Source organism: Vibrio sp. R11-SG3-ISO9, from assembly GCF_059834255.1.
Window position 1 is genome coordinate 78627 of sequence record NZ_JCBDGU010000015.1, and the last position, 13157, is coordinate 91783.

A 13157-nucleotide genomic window follows, 5' to 3' on the forward strand; every position below is an offset into this window, starting at 1 on the left:
GCAGAATACGCTATATTTTGCAGTGTTTCTTATCCAAAGCCAATAAACTGACAATTCATGCTATCTAAACGTTTAGTTTCAACTCTAGTTTCATGCTCACTGAGTGCGGCCAGTTACTCTGCTATCGCAAACGACCTCACAGCGGACAATAAAGCAGTAGTCAAAGACCAGATTTCTTCTGTCACGCAACAGAAAGAGAAGGTGTGCGCAATCTACCCACACTTGAAAGACTCTTATTGGTTGTCGGTCAATTACGGCATGATTTCAGAAGCAAAAGAGCAGAAGATTGAACTACGCGTACTTGAAGCTGGCGGTTACCCAAATATCGGTAAACAGGCTTCGCAACTTGAGTTATGTAATCAATGGGGAGCAGATGCCATTATCTTAGGAACCGTCTCTCCTGACGCCTTCTATGACAGCCTCACCAAATGGGTAGCCTCCACTCCTGTATTTGCCACCGTGAACGAGCTAAACCTTAGCGACACTCAAAAAGAGAAAGTGCTTAAAGGCACAGTGGGTGTTGATTGGTGGCAAATGGGTTATGAAGTTGGTGAGTTTCTCAAAGCAAGGCACCCGAAAGGCTCAGGAAAAACAGACATAGCTTTGCTACTTGGCCCACAAGCAAGTGGTGGTACCAAGCCTGTTGCTATCGGCTTTTATGACGCGATTAAATCCAGTGATATTAATATTGCTGTAAGTTATTGGGCAGATAATGACAAAGAGCTACAGAGAAACCTCGTTCAACAGGTGATTGATTTACCGAATATCAAATACATCGTTGGTAGCGCGGTCGCAATTGAAGCGGCCATCAGTGAGGTAAGAGCGGCCAACAAAGAGAAAGAGATTGGATTGGTCTCAAGCTACTTGAGTCACGGCGTTTACCGTGGGTTACTTCGTGACAAGGTGCTATTCGCACCGACAGATAAGATGGTCGAGCAAGGCCGCTTATCCGTGAACCAAGCGACACACTACCTGCGAAAACAACCTTATGAGTTTCATCAAGTGCCTAAAATTGAAGCATTAACGCCTTCATCTCTCAAAAAAGAGGTGATTGCCGATTCGTTGTCACCTTCTGAGTTTCGTCCGGTATTCAGTGTCACACCTTAGTGATATATTGCTAATTAGAAATTGAAAAAATCAAAAAATATAAGCCAATAATTTAGGAAACATTCATGCAAAAAACAACACGTACGATGCCTGCTCATAAGCACATCGCTTTAGTGGCTCATGATAACTTCAAGCCAGAATTACTGCGTTGGGTAAAAGAGCACAAAGAAAAACTACAAGGGCACTTTCTGTACGCGACAGGTACAACAGGACATCTACTGAGCAAAGAGACTGGCTTAGCGATTAAGAGCATGATCAGTGGCCCTATGGGTGGCGACCAACAACTTGGCGCGCTGATTTCTGAAGGTAAGATCGACATGATGATCTTCTTCTGGGACCCACTTAATGCTGTACCTCACGACCCAGATGTGAAAGCACTACTGCGTATTGCGAGTGTATGGAACATCCCAGTGGCAACGAACCGTGCAACGGCAAACTTCCTATTTAACTCTTCAATGCTTGAAGAAGAAGTGTCGATTGAGATCCCAGATTACGAAGCATACTTAGCAGACCGCACTTAATTAAGCTTCACAACAAAAATACAAAAACAGCCTGCGTACTTGCAGGCTGTTTTATTTGGTAGAGACTCACGCTTTGTAATGACTAGATAGCGTGTTCAAACAGATAAAGCTTATTTATCGCTCCACACCGCCATTTCATTCCCACTTGGTTCGCAGAAATGAAAACGTCGGCCGCCCGGAAAAGCAAAGATGTCTCGCTTAATCATGCCACCCGCTTCCACTATTTCTTGCTCAGTCTGTTCTAAACCTTGGCTGTAAAACACCATCAGAGCACCACCAGCGCTCGCGTCACAAGCTAACTCAGATTGATAAAAACCACCCATCAACCCTTTAGCGGTAAAAGCCGTGTACTCTGGTCCATAATCTTCAAACTGCCACTGAAATACGGATTCAAAGAACGCTTTGGTCTTGTCTAAATCTTTTGCTGCAAACTCAATGTAATTGATCGAACCATGTTCCATTTCGGCCTCCTTACCAAAAATGTTGGCTTGGCTACGGTTTATTTTTTACGGACAACCGGATAATCCGATTGATGCAATTCTTGTACAAAGCCAGAACCATCACCGCTGTGAGTGATCCAGACTTTTTCCTTTGCTCGTGTCATTGCGACGTAAAACAGTCTTCTCTCTTCAGCATAAGGGAAATTATCTGAAGACTCTGTTAATGCGCCATCAATATGAAGCTGTTTCTTCTTCGTTGGGAATTGCCCTTCATCTACACAAAGAATGATCACGAAGTCAGCTTCTTTACCTTTACTTGCGTGGCATGTCATAAAACTCATGTCTAGTGACGTGTAAATCTTCTGCCAATCCGCTAACAACTCAGGTTTATGATAATGGTTGCGCCCTAGCAGCAATACTGACTTGGTCGCATTTCCTTTTACTTGGCGGTTGAGCTGATCGAGGATCTTCTCAACATCTTTACTCGGTGCTGTATAAACCGCCTTCTGCTTCTGCTGCTTAAAGCTATTGAGCTCTTTCGGCAGTTGAATCGGATTCTCTTGCACAAATCGATTCGCAACCGCACCTAATTGGTTATTAAAACGATAAGTTGTGTCTAAATGATGAATCGTCGAACTTTCAAATCGATCTTTGAAACCCGTAGTCAGATCGACATCCGCACCAGCAAACTGATAGATAGATTGCCAGTCATCCCCCACAGCAAAAATAGACGCTTGATGTTCCGCTTTGGTTTGATTACACAGTGCTTCTACTAGAGCCAAGCGGTCTGGAGAGATATCTTGGTACTCGTCGATCATGATGAACTTCCAAGGCGAGATAAATCGTCCTTTTTCCACATATTGAGTGGCGCGGCTAATCATCATCGAGAAATCGATTTGATTCTGCTCTTTCAGATTCTTCTGCCAAGCGGTCACACACGGCCAGCAAAGCGCGAGCTCGCTATTCAATCGGGTATAATCTGGGTGATCGATAAGCTGTTGCTGTACCTCTTTTTTGGTTAAGCCCGAGCTATTTAACTGCTCTAATTGCTTCTCTAACCATCCGATTAACTTGAGGTTGGAGACATGGCTACCTAGCTCTTCATCGCCTTTCAGGTAAGCAATAGGCCATTTAGCGAGGTGTTTTTGCCAACGCTTAAAGTTAGTCGGTGTCATCCAGTGCTTTTTCAACCAGTCGATACACCAAGCTTGACGCTGGTTACTGTCCAATGCCAATGGAGAAATAGTCACGGGTTCATTCTCAACGTGGTTAAGGATCTTGAGTCCTAACTGGTGGAATGTCTTCACCTGCACTTTTTCGGCTGAGAGGCCAATCTTGCTATCTAGGCGCTGTTTCATTTCATCAGCGGCCTCACGACCAAACGCCAGCAATAGCATTTCTTCTGCCTGAGCTTGATGGCTCTGTAGAAGGTAAGCAACACGAGCGGTAAGAACACTGGTTTTACCCGAACCGGCACCCGCCAAGATCAAGTTATGATCGTCGTTCATTAACACCGCATATTGCTGAGAAAGGTTAAGTGGCGAAGACTCACACTGCGCAAATAACACTTCCCAGTTTTGACGTTCGCGATCAAGCCATAGTCGGTTGCGCTCAGCTTGCTGCTCCTCCGTATCGAGTAACCATGGAGAAAGACGGGCGATTCGTTTTGGCATGCGCAGAGCAGCTTCATCAAGGGTCATCACCATCGACTCTAAGCCTTGATTGACTTTATTCACCCATTGATCGACTTGAGAGTGCGGTAAGAAAGCAGGTAACTGCTCAAGGCGTGTTAGCTCGGCTTCCCATTCAGGTACATGCTCTGCCAGTTGTTCACATTGAGTATCATGCCACTGTTGATACGCATTCACCGCGCTGCGAGCAAACTGGCGGCACTCATCCCATGGCAAACCTTGAACTAACCAGCTGCGTTGTTTTCCTTCATGCGTATTGGCAAAGAACTGCAATGATCCCCAAAACAAACCGCGTTTTATCGCGACTTTACCACTCCATATCGTGAACGGGATACGCTCCTCGCTACCAACAGATGAGAGAAGTAAACGTGAGCCATCTAGCTCAACTTGATGATATTCATTTTGGATAAAAAACTGTGCAGTCTTATTTGCGCTTAGCTGCATTGGGCTTGCTCTTAATTGGGAGATAGTGAATTTATATCATGTTGCAATAAGAATTAATAATATCCCATTTCTTATCGCCGTTTTCATGACCACCTGGGGTTAATTATGAATTAGTATCAAATTCTTGTGCTTGATTTCTGTTAGGATTATGTTTTTAGCTTGAATAGCGAGCGACTGTGAACTTCTCCGATAATTTACGCCTCTACTGGGCGAACAAAACCATAAATTACAGCGTCCTCATTCTTATCACCTTATTGGGTGTTGTGGTGCCCGCTTGGTACTACGAGCAAAATACGTTAATCACCCCTCTCATTCTTGGCGTTATTGCCGCCGCATTGGCTGAAAGTGACGATAGCTTTACCGGAAGGCTCAAAGCACTCACATTAACCTTTATCTGTTTTGCCATTGCTGCTTTTTCCATAGAACTGCTTTTCGAAACGCCATGGCTATTCGCGATTGGCTTGTTCACGTCGACATTCGCATTCATCATGCTTGGTGCCATTGGTCCTAAATACGCCAGCATCGCTTTTGGCTCCCTGCTTGTGGCCATCTACACTATGCTAGGTGCACACGAAAGCACCAATTTGTGGTTCCAACCATTGCTACTGTTAACCGGTGCGGCTTGGTACTACTTTATGTCTATGATTTGGCAAATCGTTTGGCCAATGCAACCTGTACAACAGAACCTTGCGACCGTTTTTGACCAGATTGGCAACTACATGGAGTCCAAGGCAGAGCTATTCTATCCAGTGACTGACCTAGTCCCTCAACCACACCGCATTATTGAAGCGAAACTCAACGCAAGCACAGTTAATGCCCTCAATATGTGTAAAGCCACGCTGCTGAATCGCTCTAAGCGAGGCCACATTGATGGACCAAGCGACCGCTTTCTTAATACCTATTTTATCGCCCAAGATATTCATGAGCGTGTCAGCTCCACCCATTATCGCTATCAAGAGCTGGCGAAACACTTTGAACGCTCGGATGTATTGTTCCGCTTCAAATACCTACTAGAGGCACAAGCAAAAGCCTGTCATGAGATCGCGAGTTCTTTAAAAGTTGGTGCGGAATATCAACACAGTGACAAGTCAGTACTGGCTTTAGATGAGTTGATGTCTTCTTTAAACCACCTTCATCAACAAAACCGTCCGGAATGGAAACCACTACTTAGTCAGCTCGATTTCCTATTTAACAACTTAGCGACGGTAGAAAAGCAGCTATCAAACATCAATAACCCAGATGCCGAGAAGCTTGAAGAAGATGTGTTGGATGACACCAACCCTCACACTCTAAAGGCTATGTGGCATAGAATTCGCGCCAACCTAAACAAGGATTCGATGCTATTTCGTCACGCTATACGTATGGCGGTGACGCTAACGTTGGGTTATGGAATCATTCAGGGCTTCGAGATTGAGCGAGGTTACTGGATCTTGCTAACGACTCTTTTTGTGTGTCAGCCAAACTACAGTGCGACTCGTCAAAAGCTCACTGCGCGTGTGATTGGTACCGTGGCCGGCCTGTTGATTGGTGTCCCACTGCTGACTTTCTTCCCTTCTCAAGAGAGCCAACTGGTGTTTATCGTGGTCAGCGGTGTAATGTTCTTTGCTTTCCGTATTAACAACTACGGGTTTGCCACCGGATTCATCACGCTATTGGTACTGTTCTGTTTCAATCAACTCGGTGAAGGCTATGCCGTGGTTCTGCCTCGACTTGCGGATACCTTTATTGGCTGTGCATTGGCCGTACTTGCGGTTGTTTACCTGTTCCCGGATTGGCAGTCTAAGCGTTTGCATAAAGTGATGGCCGATGCGCTAGACGCCAACAAGTCCTATCTGGCGCAGATCATTGGGCAATATCGTATCGGCAAGAAAGACAGTCTCAGCTATCGTATCGCTCGTCGTAGCGCCCACAACAACGATGCCAACTTAACAGTGGCAATCAGTAGCATGTTGGTAGAGCCCGGCAAATATCGAACCTCAGTCGATGAGAGTTTTCGTTTCCTGACTCTCAACCATGCTCTACTTAGCTACATCTCCGCATTAGGCGCGCACAGAACGCGTATTGATGATGAAGCGACTCACAAGCTAGTGTTAGACGCACATCGTGTAATTCACGAGCACTTAGATGCGCTGTACTCTCAGCTTCATAGTCATAGTGAACAGTGTGAAATCAAAAATAGCTACGACCCTGAATTGGATAATCGTTTGAGTGAATGGCGCGAAGAAGACGAAAGTTCTGTCAGGATGGTGTTGCAACAACTCCACCTTATCTATCGAATGCTGCCTGAATTGCATACCTTGGCAACTAAGTTTGCGGTTAAAGTAACGTTCAATAAATAGTTCAATAGAACGCTAAAAAACCATACAAAAACAAAGCCTATAACAAACAAAAAGACAGCTCAAAATTCATCCATCTTGAGCTATCTTTTTACTCTCAATGCCATACCATATAAATCAACAACTTACGAAACCAACCCTACCAAGCCCCGTCATTGCTGGCACCATCGAAATTTACATTACTAAAATCCTCTGACTTTGATTGACCGAGCACTAACTTTGCCTGACATTTCTCGGACAAAAATTGGTCACATAAACTTATAGTTGTCTTATAAATTGGAATCACAAAATATTTAGTGATTTTCCTATCATTTTACTGGATCTATGCTACTAGAGTACTATGCTTACAGTAGCGTAACAGATGTCGTAAGGCCGTATCATGAACGCACTACAATTTGAAGCTCTAAAACAGCAGATTCATCTACTGAGCAATCAACAGCTTATCGCTCTTCAAGGTGAAATAGACGAGACAATCGACAGTAAAGTCGACAACAAGCAACAACCTTTGCTTACGGACGAAGAAATGAAAGCACTAAGCGAGCTGTTTAGTTAATATAAAATCGACTAAACAGCTCCCTTATCTTCACTACTGATCTACTTTCAAGCGTTCGTCTTCTTACCACGCCTGACAACTTATCAATATAGCAGTTCACTCACACGTCTCCACAAATCAGCCCTTTTATTATCTCTTCAATAGTTTAATGGATGGATTTCTTAGTACATACCAACCAGCACAGAATTTCCTATATCTTTCCCCTAACGACCACTTAGTTACAATTAACCTACTCATAGATCACACATTTCCCTTGCGTTCAATATTTAGCCAACCTAAACTCAAGTTAGGAATTTAATGAGGTCAATGAATGTCCATTTCAGGTATACATTCTGGTTACGCAATCATGCAGCAGTCTGCCAACATGGCGGAAGAAGCGGCTGTGGAGCTGAATCGGCTTGCTCAGAATGAACCTCAGTTAGAGCAAGAAATGGCACCTAAAAGCGACCTCAGCTTTAATCAACTCCCTACTGCAGACCCACTTCAAAAAGAATCCGTGAGTGAACCAATGCCTTCTCACAGCGATGCGCTAGTGAAACTCACACAAAGCGCCAGTTACAATCGCGTGGGCGCTTCTGTCATCGAGCGCCAGAACGAAGCCATTGGAAGCCTGTTAGACATTCACATCTAATATGGCGATTAACAGCTTGCTCATAATCTCTGAACAAAGCCTCGCGTTTCTTTGTCGATTGCTGCACAAACTGTAACTCATTATATCTGACGCTTGTTTCTCCCTCATTACTCGGTAGAATCAGCGCAAAATATCTCTTGCTGTTCCAACTGTACCAATAATAATTATGCCAAAACTCAACCTGCACCGTCGCGACTATGTTTCAATCTTAGGTGGCGATATCACCGCAGAAGAATTAGAACAAAAGCTTCAACCCCATTTCGACAAGCCAAGTAAAAAGCTGACTCCAAGCCCTTACTTGACTGAGAAAAACCTTACCCGCCGTTGGACAGCCCTTGATAATGCAGAAAGCCAAGCTGAGCTGCTTGACGCTCATACCCTTTCGCAATTTTCTGCCTACGAAAAAAACATCGAACACTTCATTGGCACCGTTAAAGTACCTGTCGGTATTTCTGGTCCACTGCGTGTAAACGGTCTGTTTGCTGAAGGCGATTATTTGGTGCCATTGGCGACCACAGAAGCCGCGCTCGTTGCTTCGTATAACCGTGGTTCTAAGCTCATTTCTGCTTGTGGTGGTGCAAGTGCGATGCTGCTCAACGAAGGTGTAACTCGCACTCCTGGTTTTGCCTTCGAGAACTTGGCGCAAGCTGGTCAATTCGTTGCATGGGTAGTGACGCAATACGATCACTTTAAAGCGCTTGCAGAATCTACGACATCGCACGGCAAACTCACTGACATCAGTTGCAACATCGAAGGCAATCACGTTTACCTTGTGTTTGAGTTTTTGACGGGCGACGCCTCTGGTCAAAACATGGTGACGATTGCCACTAATGCCGTGTTCGAGTACATCATTGAACATACACCCGTGAAACCTGACCATGCGTTTCTTGACGGTAATCTATCTGGCGACAAAAAAGCCAATACACAGACGCTGCGCAGTGTGCGTGGTAAAAAGGTGACAGCAGAAGTGAATATTCCTGCGGAGTTGGTCGAGAAGTATCTCCATACAACCCCAGAGAAAATGGTTCAGTTTGGACAGATGACCACTGTTGGCGGCGCACTGAGCGGTACCATTGGTATCAATGCCCATTATGCGAATGCCCTGGCTGCGCTCTATATCGCTTGCGGCCAAGATGCGGCATGTGTGGCTGAGTCGGCTATTGGTATGACTCGTATGGAACTCAACAAAGAAGGCGGCTTGTACGCTAGTGTCACCCTTCCGAACTTGATGCTCGGCACTGTAGGTGGTGGTACGGGTTTGCCAAGCCAAAAAGCGTGTCTGGACTTGTTAGGGCTACACGGCAACGGCAAATCGCAAGCGTTGGCGGAAGTATGTGCAGCGCTCTGTTTGGCGGGCGAACTTTCTATTGTCGGTGCTTTCTGTGCAGGTCACTTTTCGCGTGCTCATCACAAGCTAGCACGTTAGAATCCAGACTCGTTCTTTGATTCTGGAGTAGAGATGGATTATCTCCACCTATCGCGCGTTAGCCTTAAACACCTTACTGTTCTTCACGTTATGCTCAATACTCATAGCGTGACCCAAACTGCGGAACAGTTGTATGTAACGCCATCCAGCGTCAGTAAGACACTATCTCAGCTTAGAGAGATTGTTGATGATGAGCTTTTCTACCGCGATGGTACCAAGCTCATCCCTACTCCGTTTGCGCACCAAATCGCACCAACCGTACATGCCATTTTATCGAGTATGAACGGCCTTCTGCATCAAAAGAGCTTCGTTCCAGAGACTTACCAAGGCAGCTTCACCTTATCGATGCGTGAGAGCACCTTTGAGGTGTTTTCTCCAACCATCAGTCAGATAACCACTCAGTTAGCCCCTAATGCAGCGCTAAAGGTGTACTCGAAGCAGCAATTCGGTTTTGACTCGCTTTTGAGCGGCAAAGTGAATGCGATTTTACTGCCTCACGATATTTCACAGCCTCCGACAGAAAACAAAGAGTTGGTATGGAAGACCATCCTATCTGATGAGATGGTATGTTTGATGGGGGCTGATCATCCTCTCGCCAATACAACGCTGACTATCGAAGACTACCTCAGCTACAAACACATCGGGATCTTTGATAACGAGCTTTCACAGCCCTTCTTTGAGCAGAATTTGGTTCAATGCCACAAACCTCGTGACGTCGCTATTTCAGTAGCTGACTTTGGCTCAGCCGCCGTGCTTTGCCATCAAACGCCATACTTGTTTACCTGTTCAAAGCTATGGTCGCAGAAAGCCCTACAAGCCAAAGGGCTCATCGCGAAGCCATTGCCTTTCGATTATGGAAAAGTCGCGTACAGCTTGGTATGGAATCGACCAAACATGAATGATCAAGCAATGAAATGGCTATGTGATCAGTTCATCACGCCAGAGAAACCGTTTTGAACTTCGGTGAACAACTAAGATCGAAACTCTGACAATAAAGTTCGCAACGTTTGCATTAATGATTGAACGTTTGTTGGGGAAAGTACCACGCCTGATGAAACAAATTCTTGGGCAGAAACGCTTTAGAGTATTAGGGCTAACGCGCTCGATATGGATTAGAAAAAGTATCTTGAAGCCTTAAATGGTTGTTATAGCGCATTAGTCCCAGTCTACTCTGATACCTATCTTTGGATGCTCTCGACTCAAATCATCAAAACAATTTTTTAAAGATTCGAAACTCTCAGGGAGAGCAGACTTCAGATGATTAGAGCCTACAAACTCTATGACTTTAGGCAAATCCGAATCACAAAGGCAATCCCAAAAAGCATCCCAGTTTTTTCCATAGTAATCTGGAAAACCAAAGCAATTAGCCATCAATTCATGAAGTTGACTTTCGTTCTCGATCATTATCAAATCAATTCGCATAATCCCTCTTCTGATAAATACCGCTGCGCTATAGCGCCGCCAGCAGGGGCCGAAAAAACAGAGCGAAGCGGCGATTTTTGGACCTTCTGGCTGGCCTTGTTAACTCTTACTTCCAGAGTTGCCACCATTTTTTAGTTTCCTGACTTTCTGGAAGCTCATTGTTACCTATATAAGCTTTATTTGCTTGAGGATCAAAAACGATAAGTTCATGTTGTTCGAGCAAACTCCAGACGAAATTACCTACCTCAGATGCACGGTTAAAAACCATGCTCACGATTATGTAACCTTCACCTTTATCGAAGTCGCATGACCAAGGACTACCATCCACTTCATCATCGGAGAGAGTGTCAATGCATGGATATTCATATTCTAAGGCCGATATGAATGACTTAAGCGTCTCTGACTGCGGCCATGAGGGAGCCGAACCTTCGCAGCTACTTAGATAAACTGCTCTAACTTCCGCCGTTGTAGCACCTTCTTTTATGGAAAAGAAGCCTAAATCATAGCTCATACTAGAATTCCTTTATGGGATATAGCGCCAGCCATAAGGTGTGCCCCACTAAACTCACCAAGCCAACTGAACTTCCAACCAAAACTACCGAGTGTAAAGCGTCACACTTGATGGCCTTGTTAGGTCACTCTTTCAGATTTAGCATCCATTCTTGAAACTGGTCATAATCGGTTTCCCATTCTTGTAAAGCTTCAAAACAATATTTAAATCCCAAGGCATTAGCAAAAATACAAATATCGCTATCATTTTCTTGAAACTCTGCCCAACTGCTCCAAAGCACAGCCATTATCCCTTGTTCTGAAGTCGCGACAAGGGACCATTCAGGATCATCATGAAATAGCAGTACATATTCTTCTTTACCATTACGAAGCCACCGAACATAACAGTCCGCATTTTGCCCCCATAAAGGAACTACATCTGTTACATTATCAGGAATAAAATAATCCCAGCTTATCTCGCTAACGTGAATAGTAAGGTCTTCATGAAACTCTTTCGGGTTTGAGAGTATTTCCGCAAATTTCCGATTTATCCCTTTTGATACCAACACATCATAGTTTAACGACTCTAACTGCATCGTTTTACTCCATTGTGACCTAACGCCCGCTTAAGTGGTGAGCAACGCAGTACGATGCTTCCGCATACCACCTTAATCGCTAAAATCAACGCATGGTAAAAATGCCACGCGTTACGAATCACTCTCAAACAGCTTGTTGTGTGATTTGCGTCACATTTTTGAGTTATTCTTAGTCATTGATAAATATAGAAACCCTATCAAAAGCATGCAAAAAATGCTTGCAAAACAGATAGTTAGAAAGAACCCGCTATTGAAACACCCCAAATCATCCGATATGATAAGTCCCAGATATAAAAAAACCACTAATGTGAACTAGTTACGTCAGCATTAGTGGCTTCTTCACCTACAATAATAGGAGGTCATATTGCTAAACGATTTAATCGAAGTCGCAATTTGCTTACTAACGCTAGTTAGTATCACTTTAAAATATCTAGGCTGATCGTCGCCAAACAAATAGACTAGATTTTTAGACCTAAGCCATCTTAATTGATGGCTTATCAAAAATACAGAAATGATTTTCAGCCCCATGCACATAACGAATGACATGGATTCCCCCTACCGAGGATCTGCCACTCTTATGTGGTGCTTAAATGCGTTGGAGGCACCACGTCTGATTATTCTTTTTTTTTCGGTATCGATCTAGCTAAAAACCACTTTAACCTTCATGCCGAAGACCAAAATGGTAAAGTCATACTTCATAAGTCAGTAGCACGCTCTAAACTATTGACTACAATAGCAAATATGCCACTCATGCGTTGAAGCATGTGGTGGTGCACATTATTGGGCTAGAACACTCAATAAACTGGGTCATGACGCCCACATTATGGCTGTTAGATACGTAATTCCTTATCGAACTAAGGGAAAGAACGACCTTAATGATGCTGTTGCTATTTGCGAAGCTGTTCAACGATCCTCAACTCGCTTTGTGCCCATAAAATCCCTCGAACAACAAGCCATCCAATCTCTTATTCGAATGAGACGTCTACTCGTCACTGAAAGAACTCGTATCGTTAATCAAGTGCGTGGCCTTATCTCTGAATACGCCATCATCATGCCCAAAGGAGCCACAGCCTTCAGAAAAGCCATACCCGAAATACTCGAGAACGATGAAAACCAACTGTCTTATATATTGAGAGAGCTGTTGTCGCATCAATACGAACGATATTTATACATCGACGAACAGGTCAAATGGTTCGACGATAAACTTAACCAAACCGCCAAGCAGTTCGAAAACACAAAGCGACTCATGTCTATTCCTGGCTTTGGCCCCCTTACCAGTCAAGCCGTTGCAGTATGGCTTGGTTCTGGACAACAGTTCAGAACAGGCAGAGATGCATCCGCTGCGATGGGGCTAGTACCCAAACAAGAAACAAGCGGCGACAAAATCATTCTTCTTGGGATAACAAAACAAGGCAACACCTACATCCGCTCATTACTCGTACATGGGGAGAGAGCCGCGTTGAGGCGCGCTAAATTTAAATCCGACAAACTCAGTAAATGG

At 44.4% G+C, this 13157-nt stretch carries 12 protein-coding genes and 1 pseudogene; 8 read left to right on the plus strand and 5 right to left on the minus strand.

Translation table 11 applies throughout. From position 1 onward, the window contains the following. Nucleotides 1-57 precede the first annotated feature (57 nt). Both torT and AC6R05_RS05610 read left to right on the plus strand, forming a co-directional pair. Nucleotides 58-1107 carry a TMAO reductase system periplasmic protein TorT gene (gene torT, locus AC6R05_RS05605; RefSeq protein WP_500646815.1) on the plus strand — a complete coding sequence of 350 codons (1050 nt, stop codon included), beginning with the start codon at nt 58-60 and terminating at the stop codon, nt 1105-1107. 65 nt (nt 1108-1172) lie between these two features. Further along, nucleotides 1173-1628, plus strand: a complete 456-nt coding sequence (locus AC6R05_RS05610; RefSeq protein ID WP_032552293.1) for a methylglyoxal synthase — start codon at nt 1173-1175, stop codon at nt 1626-1628. Between the two features lie 110 nt (nt 1629-1738). Here the strand turns inward: AC6R05_RS05610 and AC6R05_RS05615 are convergent, their stop codons facing one another. Both AC6R05_RS05615 and helD read right to left on the minus strand, forming a co-directional pair. Beyond that, nucleotides 1739-2089 (minus strand): VOC family protein, encoded by a 351-nt coding sequence (locus tag AC6R05_RS05615; protein ID WP_032552292.1) that lies wholly within the window; start codon nt 2087-2089, stop codon nt 1739-1741. Nucleotides 2090-2127: 38 nt separating this feature from the next. After that, complete coding sequence (gene helD / locus AC6R05_RS05620; protein ID WP_500646816.1) at nt 2128-4203, minus strand: DNA helicase IV; 2076 nt, start codon at nt 4201-4203, stop codon at nt 2128-2130. A 176-nt stretch (nt 4204-4379) separates the two neighbouring features. Here helD and yccS point away from each other — a divergent pair, with 176 nt between their 5' ends. The 5 genes from yccS (at nt 4380) to AC6R05_RS05645 (ending at nt 10106) form a co-directional block, all read left to right on the plus strand. Continuing rightward, entirely contained in the window at nt 4380-6542 is a 2163-nt protein-coding gene (gene yccS / locus AC6R05_RS05625; protein WP_032552289.1) for a YccS family putative transporter, read from the plus strand. Nucleotides 6543-6918: 376 nt separating this feature from the next. After that, nucleotides 6919-7092: a hypothetical protein gene (locus tag AC6R05_RS05630; protein WP_172974294.1), complete on the plus strand. Its 174-nt coding sequence runs from the start codon at nt 6919-6921 to the stop codon at nt 7090-7092. Between the two features lie 310 nt (nt 7093-7402). Next, complete coding sequence (locus tag AC6R05_RS05635; RefSeq protein WP_500646817.1) at nt 7403-7723, plus strand: hypothetical protein; 321 nt, start codon at nt 7403-7405, stop codon at nt 7721-7723. A 166-nt stretch (nt 7724-7889) separates the two neighbouring features. Further along, nucleotides 7890-9149 (plus strand): hydroxymethylglutaryl-CoA reductase, encoded by a 1260-nt coding sequence (locus tag AC6R05_RS05640; protein WP_150897316.1) that lies wholly within the window; start codon nt 7890-7892, stop codon nt 9147-9149. Between the two features lie 33 nt (nt 9150-9182). Then, complete coding sequence (locus AC6R05_RS05645; protein ID WP_500646818.1) at nt 9183-10106, plus strand: LysR family transcriptional regulator; 924 nt, start codon at nt 9183-9185, stop codon at nt 10104-10106. Nucleotides 10107-10304: 198 nt separating this feature from the next. Here AC6R05_RS05645 and AC6R05_RS05650 read toward each other — a convergent pair whose 3' ends face one another. From AC6R05_RS05650 to AC6R05_RS05660, 3 genes are all read right to left on the minus strand, one after another. Then, nucleotides 10305-10571: a barstar family protein gene (locus AC6R05_RS05650; protein ID WP_500646819.1), complete on the minus strand. Its 267-nt coding sequence runs from the start codon at nt 10569-10571 to the stop codon at nt 10305-10307. A gap of 106 nt (nt 10572-10677) precedes the next feature. Further along, nucleotides 10678-11082, minus strand: coding sequence for a hypothetical protein (locus AC6R05_RS05655; RefSeq protein WP_500646820.1), 405 nt, complete (start codon nt 11080-11082; stop codon nt 10678-10680). 124 nt (nt 11083-11206) lie between these two features. Beyond that, entirely contained in the window at nt 11207-11656 is a 450-nt protein-coding gene (locus tag AC6R05_RS05660) for a hypothetical protein (RefSeq protein ID WP_500646821.1), read from the minus strand. Nucleotides 11657-12238: 582 nt separating this feature from the next. On the opposite strand from AC6R05_RS05660, the pseudogene AC6R05_RS05665 reads away from it, so the two are divergent. After that, a pseudogene (locus AC6R05_RS05665) lies at nt 12239-13157 on the plus strand (IS110 family RNA-guided transposase); the annotation flags it as partial.